General features: G+C 49.5%; 25 protein-coding genes and 1 other RNA gene. 11 read left to right on the forward strand and 15 right to left on the reverse strand.

Features of this window, described 5'->3' with window-relative positions; translation table 11 throughout:
* The first annotated feature begins 193 nt into the window (after positions 1 to 193).
* Positions 194 to 331: a hypothetical protein gene (locus tag ACOZB4_RS05325; protein ID WP_015736685.1), complete on the forward strand. Its 138-nt coding sequence runs from the start codon at positions 194 to 196 to the stop codon at positions 329 to 331.
* Here ACOZB4_RS05325 and ACOZB4_RS05330 read toward each other — a convergent pair.
* The 4 genes from ACOZB4_RS05330 to ACOZB4_RS05345 form a co-directional block, all read right to left on the reverse strand.
* Positions 328 to 1737, reverse strand: coding sequence for a L,D-transpeptidase (locus ACOZB4_RS05330; protein ID WP_379414309.1), 1410 nt, complete (start codon positions 1735 to 1737; stop codon positions 328 to 330). The two genes, ACOZB4_RS05325 and ACOZB4_RS05330, sit on opposite strands and share 4 nt — an antisense overlap.
* A gap of 168 nt (positions 1738 to 1905) precedes the next feature.
* Positions 1906 to 2145 (reverse strand): ferredoxin, encoded by a 240-nt coding sequence (locus ACOZB4_RS05335; protein WP_009594795.1) that lies wholly within the window; start codon positions 2143 to 2145, stop codon positions 1906 to 1908.
* A 186-nt stretch (positions 2146 to 2331) separates the two neighbouring features.
* Positions 2332 to 3663 (reverse strand): DNA polymerase IV, encoded by a 1332-nt coding sequence (locus ACOZB4_RS05340; protein WP_339291265.1) that lies wholly within the window; start codon positions 3661 to 3663, stop codon positions 2332 to 2334.
* A gap of 33 nt (positions 3664 to 3696) precedes the next feature.
* The gene (locus tag ACOZB4_RS05345) at positions 3697 to 4533 is read right to left on the reverse strand and encodes an MBL fold metallo-hydrolase (RefSeq protein ID WP_379414308.1); all 837 of its coding nucleotides are present in this window, start codon (positions 4531 to 4533) and stop codon (positions 3697 to 3699) included.
* A gap of 240 nt (positions 4534 to 4773) precedes the next feature.
* Between ACOZB4_RS05345 and cimA the strand changes: the two genes are divergently transcribed.
* Positions 4774 to 6390 (forward strand): citramalate synthase, encoded by a 1617-nt coding sequence (gene cimA, locus ACOZB4_RS05350; RefSeq protein ID WP_098747981.1) that lies wholly within the window; start codon positions 4774 to 4776, stop codon positions 6388 to 6390.
* 92 nt (positions 6391 to 6482) lie between these two features.
* Here cimA and ACOZB4_RS05355 read toward each other — a convergent pair whose 3' ends face one another.
* Positions 6483 to 7034: a TlpA family protein disulfide reductase gene (locus ACOZB4_RS05355; RefSeq protein WP_379414307.1), complete on the reverse strand. Its 552-nt coding sequence runs from the start codon at positions 7032 to 7034 to the stop codon at positions 6483 to 6485.
* A gap of 440 nt (positions 7035 to 7474) precedes the next feature.
* Here ACOZB4_RS05355 and ACOZB4_RS05360 point away from each other — a divergent pair, with 440 nt between their 5' ends.
* Positions 7475 to 8002, forward strand: coding sequence for a M67 family metallopeptidase (locus tag ACOZB4_RS05360; RefSeq protein ID WP_379414306.1), 528 nt, complete (start codon positions 7475 to 7477; stop codon positions 8000 to 8002).
* 36 nt (positions 8003 to 8038) lie between these two features.
* Here the strand turns inward: ACOZB4_RS05360 and ACOZB4_RS05365 are convergent, their stop codons facing one another.
* From ACOZB4_RS05365 to ACOZB4_RS05375, 3 genes are read right to left on the reverse strand one after another with little or no spacing between them, the layout of a single operon-like run.
* Positions 8039 to 8779 (reverse strand): 3'-5' exonuclease, encoded by a 741-nt coding sequence (locus tag ACOZB4_RS05365; RefSeq protein ID WP_379414305.1) that lies wholly within the window; start codon positions 8777 to 8779, stop codon positions 8039 to 8041.
* Complete coding sequence (locus ACOZB4_RS05370) at positions 8776 to 9855, reverse strand: DUF294 nucleotidyltransferase-like domain-containing protein (protein WP_379414304.1); 1080 nt, start codon at positions 9853 to 9855, stop codon at positions 8776 to 8778. The genes ACOZB4_RS05365 and ACOZB4_RS05370 overlap by 4 nt, the downstream gene beginning before the upstream one ends.
* 48 nt (positions 9856 to 9903) lie before the next feature.
* On the reverse strand, positions 9904 to 11343 hold the full coding sequence (locus ACOZB4_RS05375; RefSeq protein ID WP_379414303.1) for an ammonium transporter: 1440 nt from the start codon (positions 11341 to 11343) through the stop codon (positions 9904 to 9906).
* Positions 11344 to 11662: 319 nt separating this feature from the next.
* Here ACOZB4_RS05375 and ACOZB4_RS05380 point away from each other — a divergent pair, with 319 nt between their 5' ends.
* Both ACOZB4_RS05380 and ACOZB4_RS05385 read left to right on the forward strand, forming a co-directional pair.
* Positions 11663 to 12112 carry a MerR family transcriptional regulator gene (locus tag ACOZB4_RS05380; RefSeq protein WP_076325738.1) on the forward strand — a complete coding sequence of 150 codons (450 nt, stop codon included), beginning with the start codon at positions 11663 to 11665 and terminating at the stop codon, positions 12110 to 12112.
* A 42-nt stretch (positions 12113 to 12154) separates the two neighbouring features.
* Positions 12155 to 12835 carry a zinc metallopeptidase gene (locus ACOZB4_RS05385; RefSeq protein ID WP_076325737.1) on the forward strand — a complete coding sequence of 227 codons (681 nt, stop codon included), beginning with the start codon at positions 12155 to 12157 and terminating at the stop codon, positions 12833 to 12835.
* A gap of 103 nt (positions 12836 to 12938) precedes the next feature.
* On the opposite strand, the gene ACOZB4_RS05390 is transcribed toward ACOZB4_RS05385, so the two are convergent.
* Positions 12939 to 13874, reverse strand: a complete 936-nt coding sequence (locus ACOZB4_RS05390) for a LysR family transcriptional regulator (protein WP_076325736.1) — start codon at positions 13872 to 13874, stop codon at positions 12939 to 12941.
* Positions 13875 to 13965: 91 nt separating this feature from the next.
* Positions 13966 to 14580: a rhomboid family intramembrane serine protease gene (locus ACOZB4_RS05395; protein ID WP_379414302.1), complete on the reverse strand. Its 615-nt coding sequence runs from the start codon at positions 14578 to 14580 to the stop codon at positions 13966 to 13968.
* A 122-nt stretch (positions 14581 to 14702) separates the two neighbouring features.
* Between ACOZB4_RS05395 and tpx the strand changes: the two genes are divergently transcribed.
* Positions 14703 to 15221, forward strand: a complete 519-nt coding sequence (gene tpx, locus ACOZB4_RS05400) for a thiol peroxidase (protein ID WP_379414301.1) — start codon at positions 14703 to 14705, stop codon at positions 15219 to 15221.
* A 72-nt stretch (positions 15222 to 15293) separates the two neighbouring features.
* Here the strand turns inward: tpx and ACOZB4_RS05405 are convergent, their stop codons facing one another.
* The 3 genes from ACOZB4_RS05405 to ACOZB4_RS05415 form a co-directional block, all read right to left on the reverse strand.
* On the reverse strand, positions 15294 to 15686 hold the full coding sequence (locus ACOZB4_RS05405; RefSeq protein WP_006211699.1) for a DUF1499 domain-containing protein: 393 nt from the start codon (positions 15684 to 15686) through the stop codon (positions 15294 to 15296).
* A gap of 143 nt (positions 15687 to 15829) precedes the next feature.
* A non-coding RNA gene (gene ssrS, locus ACOZB4_RS05410) (6S RNA) lies at positions 15830 to 16021 on the reverse strand.
* 43 nt (positions 16022 to 16064) lie between these two features.
* Positions 16065 to 16868, reverse strand: a complete 804-nt coding sequence (locus ACOZB4_RS05415) for a YesL family protein (protein ID WP_076325733.1) — start codon at positions 16866 to 16868, stop codon at positions 16065 to 16067.
* 188 nt (positions 16869 to 17056) lie between these two features.
* Here ACOZB4_RS05415 and ACOZB4_RS05420 point away from each other — a divergent pair, with 188 nt between their 5' ends.
* On the forward strand, positions 17057 to 17158 hold the full coding sequence (locus ACOZB4_RS05420) for a YjcZ family sporulation protein (RefSeq protein ID WP_213643868.1): 102 nt from the start codon (positions 17057 to 17059) through the stop codon (positions 17156 to 17158).
* Between the two features lie 189 nt (positions 17159 to 17347).
* Here the strand turns inward: ACOZB4_RS05420 and ACOZB4_RS05425 are convergent, their stop codons facing one another.
* Positions 17348 to 18955 (reverse strand): DEAD/DEAH box helicase, encoded by a 1608-nt coding sequence (locus ACOZB4_RS05425; protein ID WP_076325732.1) that lies wholly within the window; start codon positions 18953 to 18955, stop codon positions 17348 to 17350.
* A gap of 286 nt (positions 18956 to 19241) precedes the next feature.
* Here ACOZB4_RS05425 and ACOZB4_RS05430 point away from each other — a divergent pair, with 286 nt between their 5' ends.
* From ACOZB4_RS05430 to ACOZB4_RS05445, 4 genes are all read left to right on the forward strand, one after another.
* Entirely contained in the window at positions 19242 to 20063 is an 822-nt protein-coding gene (locus tag ACOZB4_RS05430; protein WP_213643867.1) for a YitT family protein, read from the forward strand.
* Positions 20064 to 20227: 164 nt separating this feature from the next.
* Complete coding sequence (locus tag ACOZB4_RS05435) at positions 20228 to 20422, forward strand: hypothetical protein (RefSeq protein WP_076325730.1); 195 nt, start codon at positions 20228 to 20230, stop codon at positions 20420 to 20422.
* A gap of 386 nt (positions 20423 to 20808) precedes the next feature.
* A complete protein-coding gene (locus ACOZB4_RS05440) occupies positions 20809 to 21996 on the forward strand; it encodes a putative glycoside hydrolase (protein ID WP_379414300.1) in 1188 nt (395 codons plus the stop codon).
* 269 nt (positions 21997 to 22265) lie between these two features.
* A complete protein-coding gene (locus ACOZB4_RS05445; RefSeq protein ID WP_379414299.1) occupies positions 22266 to 23642 on the forward strand; it encodes an MATE family efflux transporter in 1377 nt (458 codons plus the stop codon).
* Between the two features lie 107 nt (positions 23643 to 23749).
* Here ACOZB4_RS05445 and pfkA read toward each other — a convergent pair whose 3' ends face one another.
* Positions 23750 to 24721, reverse strand: a complete 972-nt coding sequence (pfkA, locus tag ACOZB4_RS05450; protein ID WP_076325727.1) for a 6-phosphofructokinase — start codon at positions 24719 to 24721, stop codon at positions 23750 to 23752.
* Positions 24722 to 24745 lie beyond the last annotated feature (24 nt).

Raw genomic sequence — 24745 nt, forward strand, 5'->3', positions numbered from 1 at the left:
ACTCTTCCTCTCATCCAGTTATTTCTCTATCCTTCAGTTTATCCGTTTCTGCCTCAAAAAGAAAGTTCTTCAGCATAAACCGGGCGATCGTCCTGACGAGAAAGCGATATGGCAATTTCGGGACAAACCCCTTACAATAAAGGAGGATTGTACAAATCATTTTCATGATCATGAAGAGAAAGAGGGGAAAGACATGTCAGCCAAACGTAAGCCTCCGACCTTGCAGCAGAAAAAAGAAGAGGTTAATAAGAAGGCCATACTATGGATAAGCTCCGGCATCGCTCTTCTTATTATCCTGATTATCGTTCTGATTGTGATCGCCCAGCCTTAATCCAGCCAGTGATACACCTTATTGGGGTTGGTCTGCCCCTGGGCAAGCTTGAGCTTAAAACGCTCTTTCGGCGTCCACAGGTCCTCGGGCAGAACCCCTTCCCGAATTTTCACGACGGTTCCCATCGGAACCAGATCAAACAACTCCTCCACATCCTCTTTAAGCATACGGATGCAGCCCTCAGATTCATTCGCTCCGATACTGTCCACATCTAGCGTCCCGTGTATCGCGTATTGCGTATCGGACAGCTGCATTCCCCGCGTCCCATAGGGGCCCTTCGTGGTCCTGTTCGGATTAACAACCTTGTCATTAATATGAAAATCACCCAGCGGCGTTTTCGCTCCTCCAAGCCCCACCGCATAATTGCGCAGCATGACGGTGCCGCTGACAACAGCAAGCCGATGATGTTTCCGGTCAATGATGACCTGAAGCGGCTGCTCAAAAAAAGGTTCCCCGTTCGGCGAAGTCCCCCAATATCCAATCTCCTCCGGGTCGTTCCCAGGCTGCTGCCCCGGCTGGTCCTTAGGGCCGCCAGTTCCTTGGGACTTATGCTTCATTAATGCTCCGAACATCTCCTCCATTGCTTTCGAACGGCCGGACAGCCAATTATTCGGATACGGCTGCGTCAGTTCATTCAAGCCTTTAGGCAGACGTCCATGACGAGCCTTATACTGGTTGGCCGCTTCCTGCAGCACGGCCGTCTCGACTTGCAGATCCGCCCATTGCCCCGCGCTCCGCTTAAGCTGCGAACTATCCGCAGGCTCGCAATCACACTCCAATGCCGCTCCTTCATATGGCTGGATCGCAATGGCGCCTTTAGCATCCCGATGCAATCCGTATAAACGTTCCATGTCCTTGCTCCATAACTGCCACTTGCCCGATTGCTTCATCCCCAGCGCAACCGACCAATTCGGCAATGCCTGCGGATGCCGAAGCAATGAGGACAGGGCTCCGGCGGAATCCTTCCCCTGACCGGAAGAAACGGCGGTATACAGCGGTTCTTTACGCGAATCCCGCTTCTCTTTGTTAACGGCCGTGGCGGATACCGGCTCATTTGGCGGAAACACATCTGATGCAAAATCCCCCGGAACGGAGCCCGGTGCCTGGGCTGGAGGAAGGAATACCAGCAGCAATAACACCAGCGCAGCAAGCAAACGCCGGGTTCTTTTTCGCCTGCGGTCCTTGTCCCTCTCCATCTCCAATAAACGCTGTTCGTAATTTTTCCATATATCGGACGGGACCTGACTAAGCTCGAAGGCTTCATAGACCCCTTCTGCCTTGTTGTAGCAGTAATTTGCCTTGCCCTGTTCGCCGGCCTGCTCATATTCCTTCCCCAGCAGGTACCAGGCCATTTTATTATCAGGATGCGTCTCCACATACCTTTTGAGGTACAGCGAATTGTTCATTCGGGAGCCTCCTTTTATGACATTTTTGCCTCTATTATCCTGTATATCGGAATAAATGCTCCAATTATGTATGAATCGTCGGATACGAAAAAACGCCCCCTGCCTTTGTCGGGCAGAGGGCGTCGGTATAAGTTCAAGATGGAATATCAGGGCTTAAAGCGGTATTGGTTATTCTGCGTTAAACGGCTCGTCAGCAATCCGAATTGAATCTGTTGGGCAGCCATCGCAGGCATCCAGCATATCATCATGCATATCTTCCGGAATTTCAGTTACCCCGCGGTTGTTGTCTCCGTCAAAAATAACTTCTGCCAAGCCTTCGTCGTCGTAATCGTAAATATCGGGTGCCGTTGCTCCGCATGCGCCGCAAGCAATGCAGGTATCTTTATCTACCCAAGTAAACTTCGCCATAGTCTCTCTTCCTCCTGTATATCTATAAACATCTCTATAAACATAGTATAAGCTGACGGTCTCCCGCCACCATCTACATATATTAATACAATTTTTTTAGGAATACAAATATATTTCCTAACATTTTCCGACAATAATTTGTTATTTTCAAAGGAAATGAAGGAGCTTCAACTATCAAAAAAAAGGCTAATCGCGGTCCGGGTCCTTCGCGGGCGGCTGAACGGCATTTTTATTATCGTTCCCCAGATCCCTTACAAAATCCATCTGTAAAGATGTACCTCTCCGCTTATGATTGCGGATTAAGGACGACGGGTCATCTCCCAGCATGCCGGCGGTCAGCACCGCACTCTCGCCGAATTTATTGCGCAGCTCGTCCATGACCCGGGTCAGCGATTCTTTCTTTGGCTGTTTCTCGTAATCGAACAAATCCAGCTGAATGGCGGATTCCTCCTTCGCGATAAGCTGCTGCAGCGTAACGCCAAGCAGACGAAGCGGCTTGTCCTGCTTCCAGTGCCGGTGATACAGCTCGCACGCTTCCCGGTAGATATCCTCGGTATTTTCCGTCGGAATGGCCAGATGCCTCGACCGGGTGATGGTCTTCATATCCGGTGTACGCAGCGTGATCTGAATGCCGCTGGTCATTAGACCCTGCCTGCGGAGCCGGCGCGCTACCTGATCGCTCAGATTCAGCAGCACCCTTCGCGCCTCCTCCGCCGAAGTAACATCCTGCGGGAGCGTGGTCGTGTGTCCGATCGATTTGCTCTGTTCCCGCTCTGCAACGACAGGAGCATGGTCGATGCCGCTGGCTGCCCTTTTCATCCATGACCCCATTACGCCAAAAGTCGAGGTCAGCAGGCCTTCATCGGCAGCGGCCAGCTGTCCGATCGTCTGGATGTTCAACTTACGCAGCTTGTCGGCTGTCTTGCTCCCGATGCCAAACAGCTCTGCGCAGGGTCTGTTCCAGAGTACCTGCGGGACATCCCGTATCCGCAGCACGGATAGCCCGTTGGGCTTTTTCATGTCCGAGGCCATCTTGGCCAGCAATTTATTCGGAGCAATGCCGACGGAGCAAGGCAGCGACAACTCCTCGCGAATGCGCTCCTGGATCTCCCGGGCGATATCCAGGGGGGTTCCGAACTGCTTTGATCCCGTTATATCCAGGTAACATTCGTCAATCGAAGTTGCTTCGAGCAGCGGCGTATAGGCATAAGCTATATTCATAAATGCATTGGAATACTTGCGGTACAGATGAAAATCCGGCTGGATGATCATCAGGTCAGGGTAGATCCGCAGCGCCTGTCTCACGTTCATTCCTGTGCGGATCCCGAGTGACCGTGCAGCATAGGAGCAGGTGACGATGACGCCTTTTCGCAGCTCGATGCTGCCCGCGACAGCCGTGGGCTTGCCCCGGTAAAGTTCCGGCTCCTCCGCTTCGTGTACAGAACAGTAAAAAGCATTCATATCCACATGAAGTATAACGCGGCCACTGGCCGGATAATAATGGTCGATATGTCCCACGCAGAATTCCTTCTTTCTTCGGCACGGTTCTACTTAAGTCTTATTGCTGCCCTCATCTTGAAGTTCATTTTGAATGATTCTCACGTTTTCCTTATGGCACTTCGCCGTGAATTCGGAGACAAATCCGTGCTCCTGCCTCAGCTGGTCAAGAGCCGTATCATCGCCATCCATAACAGCCTGACGCAGTCGTTCCAGATAGCTCCGGGCTGCCTCCACTCTTCGATTCATCTCAGATCGGCTTGTCGTATGCCGGCCATGCCCAGGGATGAGCAAAGCAACCGGATGCTCCTTCAGGATCCTTGCAGCTTGGCGAATCGTTCCTTCATAGTCCCTCGCACTTTGGAAGATAAATGGAAGCTCAAAATCAGATAAATAGTCACCGGCTGCAAATACGCCCACGGAATCAATCACAGTAAACAAGCCGTCGGCCGTATGTCCCGGTGCTCTATAGAACGTAAGCGTTGTGGAGCCCATTGCGAGCTGTTGTCCATCTTCCTCGATAACCATATCAAGTACCGGGAATTCTATGGGATAATCGCGAGTAATATAGTGGGAAGCATCAAAATCACGAATTGATTTCAGTTTATCCCCTTTTTCCGGGTCATCTCTGAGTCCGGCACTCCCAATCGTCTTGGCGTCCGGGAAAGCCTTATATCCGATAATGTGGTCGTAGTCCCCATGCGTGAAGATGAGATAACATTCCCTGTTTCCCCGAACCGCGTTAACATGTTCTCGAATCTCATCGATTTCGTGCGGCAACCAGGTCGGATCGATGATAATGATACTCTCATCCAGCTGGATTACCGTTGATGTGGTCTGAAATAACGCACTTTGAAAAATCGTCACCTGATCATTAGAATATTGAATCATGTCATAAACTCCGTTCCATTATATCTTCTTTAGTCAATGAAGTGTCTTCATGTCATTATCCATGAGGAATCATGAAGGCTTCACCAACGCCTCCAGCATATCGTTACCCTTAACACGGGTCAAGAATAAGCCTCTGTGGGTAAGGCTTGTTTTTTACTCTGTTACTTTCCCGCAAAGAAATGTTATAATACAAAATTATAAACAATACGGTCCAATCCCGGACACCCAAAGGAGGACATCATGTCTAAGTCCATTTCCATCTTTGATACGACACTTCGCGACGGAACCCAAGGCGAAGGAATCAGCTTGTCGGCGGACGACAAGGTCAAAATCGCCAAGAAACTCGATGCTCTTGGTGTTCATTATATTGAAGGCGGTATCCCGGGAAGCAACAGCAAGGACATCGAATTTTTCAAAAGAGTCCAGGATCTCGGCTTAACCTCAAAAGTAACCGCGTTTGGCAGCACTCGCCGCAAAGGCTCCATCGCCGACCAGGATGCCAATCTGCTTCGGATTTTGGAATCCGGCGTTTCTGCCGCCACTTTGGTCGGGAAGTCATGGGATTTCCACGTCCATACGGCGCTTCAGACGACACTCGAAGAGAATCTGGCGATGATCTATGATTCCATCGCTTTCCTGAAGCAAAAAGGCCTCGAAGTGATTTTTGATGCCGAGCACTTTTTTGACGGCTATAAGAATAATCCCGAATATGCTGTTGCCGTATTGTCCAAAGCACGAGAGGCAGGCGCTGATTGGCTTGTCATGTGCGATACGAACGGCGGCAGTCTCCCGCACGAGATCTCGAACATTGTTACATCTTTAGCGGGTCCATTGCCCGGCGCTCCACTCGGCATTCACACCCACAACGATTGCGAGCTTGCCGTTGCCAACACCCTGAGTGCCGTACAGGCTGGTGTCCAGCATGTGCAGGGAACGATGAACGGTTATGGGGAACGTTGCGGGAATGCCAACCTCTGCTCCATCATCCCGAATCTGCAGTTGAAGCTGGGCTATGAGTGCATCGGAGACGATAACCTACGCACGCTGACAAATACCGCACGGTATATCAGTGAAATCGCCAACGTCAATATGCCGGTTAACCAGCCGTATGTGGGCAACGCTGCCTTTGCCCATAAGGGAGGCATCCATGTTTCGGCGATCCTGCGCGATTCCAGAACGTACGAGCATATCGAACCGGAGAAAGTCGGAAACAAGCAGCGCGTGCTTGTGTCCGAGCTTGCAGGACAGAGCAACATCGTATCGAAGGCGCAAGACATGGGTCTTGACTTTGATCCGGCTAGTGAACAATCCAAGCATATTATCGGAAAAATCAAGGATCTTGAGCATGAAGGATATCAATTCGAAGGCGCGGACGCCTCCCTGGAGCTGCTTCTTCGGGAAGCGAACGGAGAGCTTAAGGAGCTGTTTACCTTCGAATCCTTCAAAATGCTGGTAGAGAAATCAGCCGGGCAACCGGTTGTCTCCGAAGCCTTCGTTAAAGTCAACGTTGCCGGTGAGAGCATCTACACTGCGGCAGAAGGCAACGGTCCGGTCAATGCGCTTGACAACGCGCTGCGTAAAGCGCTGGTCCAATACTTCCCGACACTCAAGGAAATGCATCTCGCTGACTATAAGGTACGGGTGCTCGATGACAAGGATGCGACGGCAGCCAAAGTACGGGTGCTGATCGAGTCCAAGAACTTTGAGAATTCCTGGAACACCGTCGGGGTCTCCAGCAACGTCATTGAGGCGAGCTGGGAAGCCCTGGTGGACAGTATGCGCTATGCGCTACTCGGCCAAATCTCACCGGAACAGGTGCATGAGTCCGCGACTAGACAAGGGTTGGTTAATCACTAAGACTGTATCCAAATATAAAAAGCGCGTATCCGCCATGTCATGAACATGGTGGCCGCGCTTTTTTGGTGTTTCCGCCGCCTTTCGCTTCACAGCTAATTCAACAGCTTGGTTACCTTCTTGCGAAGATCCTTGGGATCCGGAGCTCCCAGAATGATTTCCTGGATCACGCCGTTTCGATCAATCAGCACATTCGTTGGGAAGACCTGGCCTTTATACAACTCCTCGAACACTTCTCCTTTGGGATCGAGAAGGATCGGATACCGAAGTTCAAAATCCTTAACGAATTGACGCGCTTTCTTCTCATTGTCATACTTGGACACGTTCACGCCGTAGATTTCCAGCTCATCTGCATATTCCGCCGCCAACTTGTCGAGTTCCGGGGCTTCTTGCTTGCACGGTTCACACCATGATGCCCAAAAATTGACGACCATTGCTTTATCGCGCGCTCCGCCGCCGGCATAGATCTTGTCGTCCATCCCCTTCAAGGTGAAGGTGGGGGCAAGCAGTCCAGCCTTGGCGCCTGTCTCCGTCGGGAGCGGCTTCTCCTGCGTGAAGACAGCTTGAATGTTGTCGCCGGCTTGGTTATAGATTACAGCGCCTGCCACAACAACAAGCAGGACGAGAATGATGATATTTCGTTTCATAGGTATAGGTTCCTTTGCTAAACTTAGTTATAGAGGTTGTTCAAAAAGTCCGCTTTTGATAAGAAAACCTCTATCGAGGCCACTTCAAGGATGAGCGACCGCGATGGATAGGTAGGTTTTCTTGCGATATAGAATTTCATCAGTTCCACTGATAATTCATAAATTCTATATCTAACACGAAGCGAATCAGGAAGCAGCTCGGCATCGAATCTTGAATTCAGCCGGGCCTTCCGGTGCTCACGTACCCAAAACGTACGCTCCGCTCCTCACTCCCTAGCTTCATCCAACTGAAGCGTTTTGAAAAAACGCACATCGGAAGCATAAGCTTCGGTGCTGAAAATCAACCTTTTTGAACACGCACTTATAGTCCCTATTGTACCCTGAAACCCTGATCTTTCAAACACGCGATCAACTTCAATTATAGCCCGGGAGGGAAAAAGATGAACCCGTCTGACATGGCCCTGGAGCAGCTTCTGCTGCACGCGGCAGTACAACAGCATATATCGGACTATACGTACGATTGTCTGCCAGAGGAAGCCTGTGGCGTCCTTATCGGGCACTCTAGCGCAATAAGCCGATCGGTAACTGTTACGCAATTTATCCCCGTAAAAAATACAGCGGAGTTTCCGCTGCATTCTTTTCATCTGGACCCTGTTCAATGGACCCGCTTGGTGTTAACTGAAAAAGGAATCATCGGTTTGTTTCACAGTCACCCGCACACATCCCCTGAGCCGTCCGGCGAGGATCTGCTGCAGCTCCCATCCTTCGGCGGATTGCTTCAGGTGTATGCCATCGGATCTCCTGCAGCTCCAAACGCTCCCGGCTTGAAACCATTACAGCTTTATGCCTACAAAATTATGCGGGAAAAAGAAACCGCCGAATTAGACAGCGATCTACCGTCAAATTCCTGGGTTCGTCCGGCAGCGGAGTTCTATTCCCTCACCCCGATTCCTTGCCAGATCAAATAGGGTAATAGGCTATTGCTGCATCCATCATGTTTGAGGTTATGCCCCGCTTAGATAGACATACAAATCTCCCAGGGTGATTGCATGGCCGCGCGCTTGAATTTCTTTCATATAATCCGCCCACAACCGGGCAGTCATGCGCGCGTCGGACAGAGCATGATGCCGGCCCTCCACCGGGATGCCGCTGCTCCGCAGCAGCTCATCCAGACTGTAGTCCTTCTGCTCAGGATATAATCTCTGTGCGAGCATCATCGTATCGAGGAGCCGATGGGTTAATCGGACCTTCGATGTCTTCCACAAGGCTGCGTTCAGGAATCCACGGTCATGCGCAGCGGCATGGGCAACAAGCACCCTGCCTCCGATAAATGCCATGAAATCATGCAGCCCCTCCATTAAAGGCGGGGCTGCATCAACCATATGCTGCGTAATTCCCGTCAGCTCAGCAATGAATGGAGGAACAGGAGCACCGCTGTTAACGATCATATGAAAGGTTTCGTTCTCGATCACTTGCTCGCCGATGACCTTGATTGCACCGAATGACAAAATTTCATCACCGTGCTGGTGATTGAACCCCGTCGACTCCAGATCAAATACGACAACCTCCAACTCGTCCAGCGGGGTACCCAGAACCTCCGGCCTCCGGTTATCCTTCATCTGGGATCGGATGAAGGCCAGCTGCTGCGCTGTCTGTGCGCCGCGCATGGAGGCGATGGCGGAATTAAAGTCACCCAAGCGGAGTGATCTCCAGAACCCACCGTTCGATTGTCCCGGTTCAGTCATGGGTTCCTCCTCTCCGCAAAACGGTGCTCTCGCTGCAATGACCGGTGTATCCGTCTGACCACACCAAGCGTATCGCGGAGCTCGTACTGCATGGTTTTGTTCTTGAGCTGCTCCTGCGGGATATACCCGCTGCTGATGATCAGCCCGTTCTCCAGCCTATGGGGCGTGTTATTTCTCAGCCGAAGCGCCGTCAAGAAAGCACGCTGCACGCTTTCCAGCAGGAGGTTGCCGCCCTCAAGCAGCATCACCTTCTCCATGCGCTTTTGCGTTGAGGTTTCGATGATGCCTCTTTGCAGCGCCATCGTGCGAATGCTGTTCACAAGCGGAATATAGACGCCATACTTCACGTCAAATTCACCGGCATGCTCACCAAACCGCTCCGTCACAATTCGTCCCATGACATTTAGCGTTGCCTTATGCTTGACCGTGTTTCGCAGCACGGCATTGCCGATGCTCGGGTGCAGCTCGACAGAGCTTCGGAAATGGTCAATCCATTCCTCCGATAGTTTGCCATCTCCTGCTACATGACGGAGATCCGAGGCGATGATGAAATTGCGAATCGGCTCCCACTGCTGGTCTTCACACCACTCGCTGATCTGATTTTTCCAATCGCCAAGCTTTTTGCTCCATAATGGTTCCGAACACATTACCTTTCCCGAACATTTGGGATAGCCTGCATCCTCCAGCAGATTCGCCAGCCGAAGGCCAAATTCCCGAAAAAAAGGGAGCTGATCCTCCTCCAGCTCGTCACCAATGATCAGTCCATTGTCCTGATCACTCCACAACGTAGCTTCCTGCCTTCCGCTGCTGCCAAAAGCAACAAACGCATAACGCGCAGGAGGCCGGCCCAAGCCAGCCTCCCACATGTCCTGCTCACAGATTGCCGCGGCACGCTGTCCAATCAGATCGTGCATCGTATTGACGGATGCGATCCACTCTCTCAGCTCCATGTCATGACGCATCTCGATCAGATGGTTCTGACAAGCGATCCGTTCATCTCGTAATTGCTGGGCTGTTGCTGCTGTCTGAATTTCCGAGAATACCGGAAACAGATTGACGGATTTCAGAGGTTTCATGCCGCGGCCTCCTTATTGCATATTCATTAACCATTTCGAGTTTATTATTTATAATGCGGTGTCGCTTCCAGGTAACGCTTTGCCTCCGGAACGAAACTCAGGGGAGTTCCCTTCCGATTCCGCCAGAAGTTTCATTTGCTCCGGATATCCGTAAGTTCCGTGTTCACTGATATCAAGGCCCATCAATTCTTCTTCCTCCGTTACGCGAATACCCATCGTGACTTTCATGATATACAGAATGATGAAAGAGATCACGAGAACGAATGCAAACGTTCCGATCAGACCCAGAAGCTGAACGCCAAGCTGACCGAAGCCCCCGCCGTAGAACAAACCTTCTTTGCCTACGCCTGTAATTTCAACAAGTCTCGGTGCTGCGAACAAACCGGTGGATACGGCACCCCACATACCGGCAATACCATGTACGGAGAATGCATATACAGGATCATCAATGCCTTTGCGGTCAAACCACTGAGCCGTAAAGAAGGTAATCGTACCGGCTACTGCACCGATAACAACAGCCGCCCAAGGTTCCACGAATGCGCAAGCCCCTGTGATGGCAACAAATGCAGCGAGGATACCGTTCAGCATGCTGGGTATATCCGCTTTGCCCAGAACCGCCCAAGAGATCAACAACGCTGCAAGCGCACCTGCCGCTGCTGCGATATTCGTATTTAAAGCCACAAACCCGAAGAAGCCGTCCGTGAGTGCGGAGATGGTGCTCCCCGGATTAAATCCGAACCAACCAATCCAGATGATGAACACGCCGAGTACCGATAATACCTGGTTGTGACCTGGGATGCTGTTAGGCTTCCCGTCCTTATTATATTTGCCAAGTCGGGGTTTCAGAAGAACGGTAGCCACCAGCGCCGCTGTAGCACCTGTCAAGTGAACGACCGTCGATCCGGCAAAGTCCTGCATACCCAGAGCCCCAAGCCAGCCGCCGCCCCACACCCAGTGAGCAACAATCGGGTAAATCACGATGGTGAACAGCAATCCGAACACGATATAAACGCTAAGCTTCGCACGTTCGGCCATACCGCCGCAAGCGATAGCCAAGGAGACGGCTGCAAAGGATAAATGGAACAGAAACATAATGGTCGTTGGCACATCGTAAGCGGACAAGGAATCAAATGAGCCTGATGCATTGTCACCGCTTAAGAAAAAACCTTCAAATCCGAAAAAGCTGTTCCCGTTACCAAATGCCAGGCCAAATCCTAGCGCCCAGAAGGCCACGATCGAAATGCCGAAGGTCAGGAATGTTTTACCGGCAACGTGGCCTGCATTCTTCATACGAACCGATCCGGCTTCCAGCAGTGCGAACCCTGCTTGCATGAAGAATACGAGCAATGCTGCCAAGAATACGAACACGGAGTTCAAACCAGCCGTTAATTCAACATTTGTGGCTCCTCCATCAGCGGCGAACGCGCTCGCCGGGAATGCAAGCAATGCGATTGCTCCCGCTATTAAACCTAGCCATCTTTTGTTCATGTTTTACACTCCCCTTAATGTAAACTAATATAACATAAACTTGAATTCATATTGTCATTATAGGGGGGTGAATGAATATCTGCAACGATTTTTTTCATGATAAACACCATTTGTGTAATATAATCTAACATTAAGTGCATTCAGTGCAAATCGTCTAACATTATGTAGAGTTAAAAAAGACGACTAAACATCCATGTTTTTTTGTCACAACTATGACGTTTGACTGTATGGTTCATGATCATGTATCATATTTCTATTAAAATGAAAATATAAATGCATTCATTAATGTCCAATTCAATGAAAGCTTGTGAGGTGATGAATGATGGGGATCACGAGAGGAAACCTTTTCCGTATCGGTGAGCTGGCCAAGGTTGCTGGAATCAGCGAAAGAACCATTGACTATTATACGAAGCTGGGTTTAATCTCCCCTGAGAAACGGACGTTAAAAAATTACCGGTTGTACAGTTCTGAAACCTTAAGCACTCTCGAACGTATTAATCAGTTAAAGCAAGAGAAATATACTCTCGATGAGATTAAGGAGAGACTGGATCGCTGGAAGTCGGTACCCGATGATTCCGAAATGACGGAGAAGCTAACCAAGCTCGAAATACAGATGAGACAGCTGGAACGGGATGTGAAGGAACTCAACCCGCTTCTGCGTGAATTAAAACCAAGTCAAGCCCGGGAAGTACTTGCTAACATCCTTCCTAAAGGAGCTGCCTGTATCGAGTCGATTCAAATTTTGTTGAACCAGTTCACTTCGATGTAATGGTGAAAAACCAAACGACAACTTTGTATGGGGGTATGATATATGTATTCTGACTGGATGTTCATTCTCATTATTATCGCTTTTATATTCTCGCTCTGGGCTCAGTTCCGGGTCAAAGGCACATTTAATAAATGGGCCAAGGTTGAGAACAGCACAGGCATGACCGGATACGATGCTGCCCGGCACATGCTGGATGCGAGCGGTCTCCACGATGTTCCGATTGAACCGGTGCCAGGCACACTCTCCGACCACTATGATCCGACTAAGCGCGTTGTGCGTTTGTCCGAGCCCGTTTATTATGAACGTTCCATCTCGGCTGTCTCTGTTGCTTGTCACGAGGTCGGCCATGCGATCCAGCATGCGGAACACTATCCGATGCTTGTCGCCCGGCACAAGATGTTCCCTGTCGTAAATTTCGCATCGGGTATCGCTCCGTTTCTCTTGATTGCGGGATTCCTGTTCCAAGCCATGAATCTGGTCGGTCTCGGCATTCTCTTCTTCTCTTGCGCCGTTGCCTTCCAGCTTGTCACCCTGCCGGTCGAGTTTAACGCAAGTAATCGTGCCCGTCAGCTGATGGTTCAAGAAGGCTATATCGCCAATGACGAAGAGCGCGGAGTGGCTAAAGTATTGAACGCCGCAGCTCTGACCTATGTCGCTGCCGCTTTGATCTCTCTGCTTGAGCTGATCCGTTATATCATGATCTTTACAAGCAACCGGGAATAATTTAATAAAGCGTAACAACAAAGGGCTTTCCTCTCTACCATGGTTTGGCGGAGAAGGAAAGCCCTCTTTTTGTATTAGGTTATTCTTGATGAATGAAGCCAGGTTAGGGAGTTGTTGTGGAATCCGCTTTCCCTTCCTTTTTCGGTGACGGATCAATACCAAAATATTGAAGCAGAAACGCACGGAAAGCTTGCGCAACCGGTGGCAGCTTCTCGTCCGCGCGGTGAATCAGACCGATGGAACGCGTTACCTTCGGCTCCGAGATCCGGACGCGTGCCGGCTGCAGCGGATTCGTCTGGAATAGCGCCATTTCAGGAAGCAAGCTGACCCCCATACCGGCCGCAACCAGCCCGCGGATCGTATCCGTTTCCTCGCCTTCGAAAGCAATTTTCGGCGTGAACCCGGCTTCCAGGCAGGCATGCCACACAATCGGACGCAAGGAGTAGCCTTTGCTGAACAGCACAAAGCGCTCCTCTTTCAACTGCTCCAGCTTGATGGACTGCTCCCCCGCAAGCGGGTGATTCGGCGGCAGGATCGCAAACAACTCCTCTGTCAAGACGATATCTCCGTCCACTTGGTCATGACGATCCGGAAACGGCGACACAAATGCCAAATCCACTTCAGCCCCAACCACGTCCCGGATCAAAGTCGGGAACATCCCCTGCTTGAACCGGAACTTCACGTTCGGGTATTTCTTCCGGAATTCAGCCACAATGGACGGAATCAAATGGATGCCCAGGCTGTGCGGGAATCCGATGCGGATCTCCCCCTGCTCCGGGTCCAGAAATTCATGTATCTCGACGACCGCACGGTCCAAGTCCTTCATAATGCTCTCCACCCGTTTGCAAAAAAGCTGACCTACCGGGGTTAACTGCAGATTCCGGCCTTTTTGCATGAACAAATTAACACCAAGCTCTTCTTCCAACTGATGTATTTGACGGCTGACGGCTGACTGAGCCACATGAAGTTCTTCTGCCGCTTGGGTAACGTGTTCCTTTTGCGCAACCTTTACAAAGTATTGCAACTGTCGTAATTCCACGCCTTTTATCGCTCCATTCTTATTCCCTAGAAGACTTGAAGACTTTATCAAATCATCCAATTCTATTATAACAGACCCCTCTAAGGTCCGATTATGTTCGACGTTTAAATAATCGAATCATGAGACCGTAGAGGAAAAATCCGCCTACCAATCCGCCGACATGTGCTACAAGGCTGACCCCTGGGGTAAACGAGAACAGAATCCCCAAAATAAGCAGGGTGAACAGCGTCTTGCGGGACGACTCATCAATGACATGCCGCTGGAACAGGGCAATATACAGATAAGCGCCATATGCACCGTATATGGCTCCAGAAGCGCCGACAAGGAAGTGGTAACCCTCCATGCGCTCATAATATGCCAATCCGATGATATTGCCGAGCAGACCACTGAGCAAATACAGGATCGCAAATTTCCAACTCCCCATGATTCTCTCCAGCGGGGGAACAAACACCAGTAGTGCAAAGCTATTAAACAACAAATGATCAAATCCATTATGGAGAAACATCGCGGTAAAATATCGCCAAGCTTCATCAACAAACTGCGGCAAATCCGATAAAGCCCCGTATTTCATCAGGGTCAATGGATTTCTCGATCCGCCGTCAATCGACGTCAGGACGAACATCACCAGGTTAATCACAATCAGCAGCGATGTAACCGGGTAATAACGCAGGTATTTTCTCCAATTCTCATAACGTACGAATATCATAGCATCCTCCTCATCCTAAATCAGGCCAGGGATGCCCCTTAGTGGACATTCCCTTTTTAAAAAGATTATAATGTACCATGAACCTGATCACCAAACTTTGATATCCAAGGAGGAGATTTCTCATGGCTCAAGAACGTTCAGGAGCTGCCACTTTCAAAGGCAATCCTATTACACTCATCGGACCACAGCTCAAGGCTGGTGATGCCGCGCCGGATTTTACAGTGAGCAAAAACCTGCTCGAAGACGCATCTCTTAAGGATTATGCCGGTAAAATCAAGCTAATCAGTGTCGTTCCTTCCCTCGACACCGGGGTATGCGACGCACAGACTCGCCGTTTCAATGAAGAAGCCGCCGGTCTAGGCGATGATGTGGTGATCCTTACGGTCAGTGCCGACCTTCCGTTCGCCCAAGCTCGCTGGTGCGGAGCTGCAGGCGTTGACCGGGTCATTACGCTGTCCGACTATAAATCGCGTTCTTTCGGTGAAGCGTATGGCGTGCTCATCAAGGAATTCCAGCTCGACATGCGTTCGATCTTCGTCGTGGATACTAACGATACCATCACCTATGTAGAATACCTTGGTGAGATGACGGAGCACCCGAATTACGAAGCCGCGATCGATGCAGTAAAATCTTTGCGGTAACACGCCAAAGGCTACATACACTGCACACTTTTAAAAAGCGGGAGAGCAGCTCTCCCGCTTTTTCTTATTCTACTAAGCATCCACTTTATACTTGCTCAGTTTCTTATCCAGAACAGCGTACAGGTTCAAGATAACCCGGTAGTTCGCTCCCAGATCCCCTAGAGAACCGCGGGACGCCGAATACATATCAACTGCGCTGCGAACCGGACTGATGCCAAGCACGGATACGGTAATGTCCAGTGTACGTCCAAACGAGGTTCTTTTCTCGAGCGTAATTTCTCCCACGGATTTAACCTCATGCAGAACTTTGTAACCCGGAATTTTTTTTAGTGTCGAGGAAACCTCTTCAAAACACTTTTCTTTTGAAAGATTGTAATAACGCGTCTTCAGCTTGGGATCTTTAGCACGGTCGCTTGTGCCGTCATAGCTGCGCACGATACCAATTAGAACTCGTTTTAATGACAAAGACCGTTCCTCCTTTATAAATGACCGTTCCATCCATACTCTAGTTTAACATTGTTTATGCTTTCAGCAAACCTTTATATATAGCAAAAAGGCACCTCTTTCACTTCAAATTCGAAATGAAAGAGGTGCCCTTCATTGGTTTAACGAAACCCGCCTATGCCGTCCGGTAAACATTGTCTTCGAACCTGCATTAGCAGGTGGGTGACCGCAGAACCGCTTATGAATTCCCCTTGTCATATAGACAGGGCATTTCAGCCACGATTACGTATAGATCTCCCTAGACATCGTCATTGGTTCAAAACAACGGAAAACCGAAACGAACATCGCAGGATGTAGTCTTATTATAGGGGGTTTTGCCGGAAAAGTAAACCTAGCATATTAAGGTTTCGATCCATTATCTCCCTTTTGGGCAGCATCCATGCTTTCCAGAAGAGCTTGTTCGGTTTCAGACTCCTCTTCCTCGGCTTTCTTCATCTTCTCCTGCTGTTCCTGCATTTTGGTAAAGGTAGCATAGAAGTTAAAGAACGCGAACAATGCCATCAGGCAAAACAGGAAGAACACGAACAGCACCGGCATCTGCGTGCCGATATATGCCAAGACAGCGCTTCCGATCAACGTCGAAAATACCCGGAACGGGCGAATCAATGTCAGCAGTACGGCATTTTTCAACAGCTGCATCGTTTTCATCTCATAATGGACAGTCATGGAGAAGAAATTAAACAGGGAAACAAACAGCACGATAAGCAGCACGAGCATCACAATGCCGACAAGTTGGAAACCATCAAGCTGCGTCATATAAACCGTGTAATCCACATACATAATCACGAACAGCAGCGTATAAAAAATGCCGCCGATCATGCTCTGCTTGTAATTTTCCTTATAACCCTTAAAGAACGTTTTGAATACGGACACATCCGGATTGCCCATGACCCACTTACGTACAACGGTAAATAAAGCCGCCGTAGCCGGAAACAGAACAAACGGTGATAATATTCCGAGAACCCAGTTGGACAGCAGCTGCTCATTATGCGCATCCGGTGTCTGAACGGCCATCAGGAATTTAGTTAGAACAATAAACAGGAAAGGCGATGTACAAATAACCCACAAGATGTTCGAAAAAGCAATACGGGTAATCCACTCGGTGAGCTTGTATAAGCCACCCATGGCTCCTTTCATTTCCAAATCCGTTTCCTCCTCACTCAAATCATGCATGTATCTATTAATATACCTTATTTTGTACATGCATTGCCAGAGCCTAATTTATACGCACCTGGGTGAATGTCCAATCCAGCGCCATCGTTTTTCCATACGATATCTCGTAATCCGTTCAACAAGCTTGAATTTCCAAATTAAAAGAGGAGGGATTATGTATGTCTTGTGAAGGTGGCGGGTACGGCTACGGATCAAATGTCGGTATTGTCCTGGTTCTGTTCATTCTCCTTGTAATTATTCTCGGCACATTCTATATCTAATGACTCCTTGAATCATTCAGTGAAACAGATCAGCTGTTATTGATCTAAAACTGCAAGTTTAAAGGGGATGCACCCTGGGTGCATCCCCTTTAAACATAAACAAAAGACGAAGCAGGCTTCACTTAGCGTGGGCAACTGCTTCGTCTTTTGTGCTCGGTTACTTCAGTCAGATAAAGTTAACCGTAAATACTATTCGTCTCCGCTCCGGTTAGGACGACGTTCGCCGCCGCTGTAGGAACGCGGTTTACGGTCACCGCTATTGTTGCGGTCACGGTTGTAGCCACCGCCATCGCGGTTGCCATAACTGCTGCCGCCGCCATCACGGTTGTATCCGCCTTTGGAGTAGCCGCCACGGTTACCACCGCTACCGCTGCCGCTTCCGCCATCACGGCGATATCCACCGCCGCTGCTGCGGCCACCATAGCCACCGCTTGGCTTACGGCCATTGCGAATGTCCGGCTTCCGGCGTTTTGCACGGATTGGATCTTCAGGCGTAAGATGAATATCGGATGCTTCCTTCTTGTCGCCTGTCAGGATTTTCATTGCAGCTGCCAGCAACTGTACAGAATCGTACTGCTCCAGCAATTGAATCGCGAGACCTTTGTATTCGGTCAATTCACCTTGGTCAATGATTTCAAGCACACGCTCAGCGATGATACGTTGTTTGCCTTCAATCGCTTCGGCAATCGTTGGCAACGGCTTGCGTGGAATTCGGTGACGAGTCACACGCTCGATGAAATACAGATGATCCATTTCACGCGGCGTCACGAAGGACCAAGCCGTACCTTCCTTACCAGCGCGGCCTGTACGTCCGATACGGTGTACATAACTTTCCGGATCTTGCGGCAAGTCAAAGTTTACAACATGGGTAACGCCCGATACGTCGAGACCGCGTGCTGCCACATCGGTTGCCACAAGGACATCGATGCTTCCGTCACGGAATTTACGCATAACGGTATCCCGTTGGTGCTGGGACAGGTCACCATGAAGGCCATCTGCCGAGTATCCACGTTTTTGCAATGCTTCTGCCAATTCGTCAACACGGCGCTTGGTACGTCCGAAGACAATCGCAAGCTCAGGTGACTCCATATCCAGAAGGCGGCTCAAGGCTTCGAATTTTTGACGCTCAGGAACTTCGATATATGCTTGATCGATCAGAGGTGCACTAACGTGCTTAGGAATAACGGATACATGCTCAGGTTCTTTAAGGAACTGGGATGCCAGCTTCTGAATGTTAGCCGGCATAGTTGCGGAGAACAGCAAGGTTTGACGCTCTTCAGGAACAAGCTTAAGGATCGACTGGATGTCTTCCATAAAGCCCATGTCCAGCATTTCATCCGCTTCATCCAATACAACGGTTTGGACATCATCAAGTCGGATGGTTTTTCTGTTGATGTGGTCAAGTAGTCGACCTGGTGTGCCGATAATAATTTGAGGCTTCTTTTTCAAAGCGCGAATCTGACGCCCGATATCTTGTCCACCATAAATAGCCAAGGAACGGATTCCTTTAAAACGGGACAGTTTACCGATTTCTTCAGCAACCTGGATGGCAAGTTCACGGGTTGGTGTCATAATGAGAGCGACGATACGCTCCTCTTCCTTGGCGATCTTGTGAATAAGAGGAAGGCCGAATGCTGCTGTCTTACCCGTACCCGTCTGTGCTTGTCCAATCATATCCTTGCCGGTAAGAGCAATCGGAATCGATTGGGATTGGATCGGTGTGGCTTCCTCAAAGCCAAGTTCAGTAATTGCTTGCAGCACGCGCGGCTCCAAGCCAAAATCTGCGAAATTTTTCAATAGGTTCATACTCCTTCTATCTGTGGACTTCCACTTTCTTCTCTGTATTCTTAAGTAGCGGTAACGTTTATAGGCTTTCCCGGCCAGCAGGATTTTCTGCACGAGGTGAACCGGTATATTTCTCTTATCACCAGTATGTTGACTGGATAATGTATAATCATCCTGATAAGCTTGCAAAGTTATCAATGTAACGGACTACTCAAGAATATCCAATACATTATATCACAAAACATTTCTGGAATACCAGCAAGCTTAAAGAAGTCATAATAACCGGGAGGTGATTCCTATGTTGAAGCGTCTATGGACCTATTTCGCGATCGTATTCGGCGGCATCATTATCGCCGGCGGATTTAATTTATTTCTGATTCCCCATCATCTGCTTAGCGGTGGCGTTTCCGGCGTAGCTCTGATTATCGGCTATTTCACACCGCTAAATATCAGCATCATGTATTTTGTGCTTAATATCCCGATTCTTATAACCGGTTGGTTCAAGCTTGGCAAAAGATTCGTTGGTCTCAGCGTGATCTCGGTTATTGTTACTACCCTGTTCCTTGAGCTCATTCCAGTTACTCCGGTTGCAACCGATATGCTGCTCTCCTCCGTTTTCGGCGGCGTGCTTGTCGGATTCGGCACCGGCCTCTCCTTTCGGGTTGGCGGTTCTACCGGGGGCTTTGACATCATCGGCTCTCTCGTTACGAAATATCGGGACTTCCCCGTTGGAAGTGTACTCGTAACGCTGAACGCTATCGTCATTATGGCGGTTGCTTATTTGGAAGACGACTGGAATCTGGCCCTCGCCTCGATGGCTTCCATCTATGTTGCCGGAAAAATGGTGGATATGCTCCACGTCAGTCATATCAAGGTTACCGTCTTTATTGTCACGAACCAGACGGAAGCCCTGCTGGAGAAACTGCTCAAGCGCCCACGCGGCATAACCAAGATCAAAACTGAGGGAGCCTTCAGTCATAAAGAAAAGGATATGCTTATGACCGTCACGACGCGATATGAGCTGGCTGAGCTAAAACAAATTATTACAGAAACAGACCCTCTGGCCTTTGTTAATATCGTGGAAACCACGGCTGTCATGGGTCAATTCCGCAAGAACTAAATATTTACCACCTGTGAGGGGGTGGTAAATATGTGGTATAATATTTGTGCGCGGTTCCTACAATATTCATGAGATCGGGCATCGCTTTGGCCCAATTTTAATTGTTTTTCCGTTTTACAAAAGAACGTCCTGCCTAACCAATTTGGAAGGAAAGGGTGATTTTTATGGAAATGGAAACGGTAAAATTGTCACAAATCGTCATGAAGTGGTTCCCGGAAATGATACCGTTCTTTAGACAGAAGGAACTAAATTCCATGATCGTACTAAGGGACGGGCTGAGTATTCTGGAGCAGGAGGATGCTCTTGAAATCATTCAGTTCAGCATTTGCGAGCATCAGAATCAAACGCCGCTTCATTAATTTTAATGCAACACGTGAATATCGCACGACAAGTGCCGTTATTCACCGGTAAAATTCACCGGTGAATAACGGCATTTTTTTATGGAGAAATGTAAATTCTATAAGCACGTCTTTCCCCACCATGCAGATCAAGCTGTAAGTAAACGCTATCACCTTCTTATGCTCATTATTTCCGATGCTTGTCACTCCCCATGTTCACAAGTTGTTCACGGCCAGCGCCGAGAAATGTCGATATTTAGCGTTTAAAACGCCCTTGACCCGTTTAATGAACTAGGTACGCTCACCCCCGTTTCCAATTTATTGTCGATTGTAACAATCCTGTTCTTTTTGAAGGCATCCGTTCCTTTATAATCATGATGTGAATGTACACAAGGGAGAGAGTAATTATGAATATCATCTTGGCTTTATTCATCTTAGCGTCCGCGGGCTTCGGCGGTTCCAGTCCGCAAGATAACAGCCTTACCGCCAAACTTCAGGCTTCATTAAATACCGCTATGATTCAGGGCTTGCACCAAAACAACAACCAAGGTCAGGGCCACAGCGGCATCAAATCAAACACAACAGAGATCGATCCGCAGATTGAAGCGCCTAAAGTCAAGGGCATTTATGTAACGGCTTATAGCGCAGGCGGCTCCAGAATGAATCAACTCGTAGATCTTATGGACAAGACCGATCTCAATGCCATGGTCATTGACATCAAGGACGATGAAGGATACATAACGTATAAAACCGAGAATCCGAAGCTGAAGGAACTCGGTAAATCTCAGCCTTTTATCAAAGACATCAAGCAATTGATGAAGCGGCTGGAGAAACACGATATTTATCCGATCGCCAGAATTGTCGTGTTCAAGGACACGATTCTTGCCAAGAAAAACCCGGAGCTTTCCTTCCGTAAAGGAGACGGCAGCGTCTGGACCAATGGCGGGGGCGACAGCTTCGTGAACCCGTACAGTAAAGAGGTTTGGGATTACAACATCGAAATCGCCAAGGAAGCTGCAAAACTTGGATTCAAGGAAATCCAGTTTGATTATGTCCGTTTTCCGGAGGGCTTCGAGAAACGCGCCGATTCCCTGAAATATACCAAGACGGATCAATCACGCGTGGACGTGGTATCCGACTTTGTACAATATGCCCGGGAAGAACTAGCACCGCTCGGCATACGCGTATCCGTTGACATCTTCGGGTATGCTGCTTCGGTACCCGCGGCAGAAGGGATCGGCCAAGACTTCATCAAAATTTCCAAGAACGTCGACATCATCAGTCCGATGGTATACCCTAGCCATTACACGGCAGGCTGGTTCGGCTCTCCTGTACCGGATAAGGCTCCTTACCAGACCATCAAAGGCTCCATGGAAGCTACCCACAAAAAGCTGGATGAGCTGGGGGATCAAAAACCGATCATTCGGCCTTGGATTCAGGACTTTACTGCGAGTTGGCTCGGAAGCGGAAATTATGCCAAGTACGGCAAAAAGGAAATCGAGGAGCAGATTCGCGCCCTCAAAGATACAAACGTCGATGAGTATTTACTCTGGAATGCTTCCAACCGTTATACGGAAGGCGTCACTCATAAATAATTCAATTATCAGTCGCAAAGGGTCGGCCAACAACAGGGCCGGCCCTTTCTGCGTTCAAACCGTTCGGTGAACTCTCTTGACAGCAGATGCTATGATGATGGATATGACTGGTTCCCCCCCCAATCTTTGAAATTGACGTACTCCAATTCAACCGCTGGTTGAGTTCTGGCTCGCCGCTCAATAAGCCAGTTATTGTTCCCAGCCATAGCAGGACCCTACAATATGGGGACAGCGTCATAAAAACTACAATAAGAAAGGCACAAACGCACATGCAACCGACCACAACAACACGGGGAAAGCTGAAGCAATTCGCGATCATTCTGATCCCCATTCTGATTACGCAGCTAGCCTTATCGGCCATTACTTTTTTTGACACCAACATGTCCGGAAAATTCAGCTCGGCCGACTTGGCAGGCGTAGCTATCGCTACAAGCATTTGGATCCCGGTCCAAACCGGCCTTAGCGGAATTCTAATGGGGATAACCCCCATCGTTTCGCAGCTCGTTGGCGGGCGACAGGAAAATAAAGTCGCTTACCAAGTGAACCAGGCGCTCTGGCTGTCCATCTTACTCGCCATCGTCGTACTTGCGATCGGGTATGCCGTTGTACCGGGCATTCTCGGAGCCATGAGCCTGGAGCCGGAAGTTCGGCGGATTGCTTCCCAGTTTCTCGCCGCCATATCGATTGGCATCATCCCGCTGTTCGCATATACCGTGCTCCGCAGCTTTATCGATGCCCTTGGGCAAACTAAAATTTCCATGGTGATCACGCTGATTACCCTGCCGGTGAACGTAGGCTTGAACGCTCTCTTCATTTATGGATTCTGGGGCTTTCCAAGAATGGGAGGCGTAGGTGCCGGCATCGCTTCCGCGATTACATACTGGACCGTTCTCATCATCGCGATCGTAATCATCCATAAAAATCAGCCCTTCTCTTCATTCAGCATCTTCAGGCAGCTTCAAGGTGTTTCCTTGAGCGCATGGAAAAGCCTGTTAAACATCGGCGTGCCGATCGGGTTCTCCATCTTCCTCGAGACCGCCGTCTTCGCAGCGGTGACGCTGCTTATGAGCAGCTTTGATACGGCGACCATTGCCGCACACCAAGCGGCCCTGAATTTCGCTACGACACTGTATATGCTTCCATTAAGCATATGCATGAGTCTGACGATCCTGGTTGGCTTCGAGGCCGGCTCTGGACGCATGAAGGATGCCTGGAAGTACGCTAAACTTGGCATTAGCACAGCCGTTATCCTATCGCTGATCACGGCTGTCATCCTATTTATGGCCGGCAGACAAGTCGCCGGATTATATTCTAACGAGCCTGCAGTCGTGGCGCTGATCCAGCAGTTCCTGCTGTTCGCGATTTTCTTCCAGATCTCGGACGCGATCGCCACGCCGACTCAAGGGGCGCTGCGAGGCTATAAAGACGTGAATGTCGCTTTCATGCTCGCTTTTCTGTCTTTCTGGGTCATTGGCCTGCCTGTAGGATATGTGCTCGCCAACTACACCGATTGGGAAGCCTTCGGCTACTGGATCGGATTAATCACAGGCCTTGCCGTCGGCGCTGCCCTGATGCTTATGCGTCTGGTCAAAGTTCAACGCAAGTACACACGACAGGTCGATGCTTCATCTCGATCCGTATCCTAAACGTCTATCGACGTGCCTTCTTAAAAAAGACCGCCTCCATGCAGAATGCGTTCTGCAATGAGAGACGGTCTTTTTGCTTATCATCAAAAATTAGGCAGCGGCCTAATTTATTGGGACAATCGCAATGCCAAATCGTAAAGCTCACGGTTAAATTCTTTCTTCGTGTTAACGACCTTGTCAATATCCGTGAGGACCAGCTCACCCTTGATGATGCCGCATCCTTTATCGGATTGGCCGTCAATCAGACTGCGAACCGCAAAATCGCCAAGACGGCTGGCCAGGTTGCGGTCAAACGGAGTCGGAGCTCCACCGCGCTGGATATGTCCAAGCACCGTTACTCGTGCATCGATTGAGGCATGGCACTCTTTAAGATCACATACGATGTCCTCGCCACGTCCAACGCCTTCCGCTACGATGATGATACTGTGACGTTTGCCTTTTGCAAAATTCTCGCGCAAGCGGGTTGCCACTTCATCAAGGTTATACTCTACTTCCGGCACCAGAATGGTTTCTGCGCCTGATGCAAGACCTGCATGGAGCGCAATGTCGCCGCAGTGGCGTCCCATAACCTCTACAACGGACGAGCGAGCATGGGAAGACATTGTGTCGCGCAGTTTATTAACGGCGTCTACAACGACGCTAACGGCTGTATCAAAGCCGATCGTATAATCGGTAAATGAAATATCGTTATCAATCGTTCCTGGAAGGCCCATCGTTTTGATTCCGAGTTTACTGAGCTTGTTCGCCCCATGGTAAGAGCCGTCTCCTCCGATAACGACCAATCCGTCGATGCCATGCTGATTCAGAATGTCGGCACCCTTCTGCTGCCCTTCCGCCGTCTTGAATTCTTCACAGCGGGCGGAACGAAGGATTGTGCCTCCACGCTGGATGATATCCCCTACGCTGCGAAGATCCATTTTAATAATATCGTTCTCGAGAAGTCCTTGGTAACCGCGCTGAATCCCATATACTTCAAGACCATAATACATACCGCTGCGTACAACGGCGCGAAGCGCTGCGTTCATCCCTTGGGAATCGCCACCACTTGTAAGAACTGCAATTTTTTTAACCTCTGCCATGTTTCGTTTCCTCCTTCAATGTCA

The sequence above is a fragment of the Paenibacillus sp. NPDC058898 genome, assembly GCF_049316025.1.
Lineage (GTDB): Bacteria > Bacillota > Bacilli > Paenibacillales > Paenibacillaceae > Paenibacillus_AQ.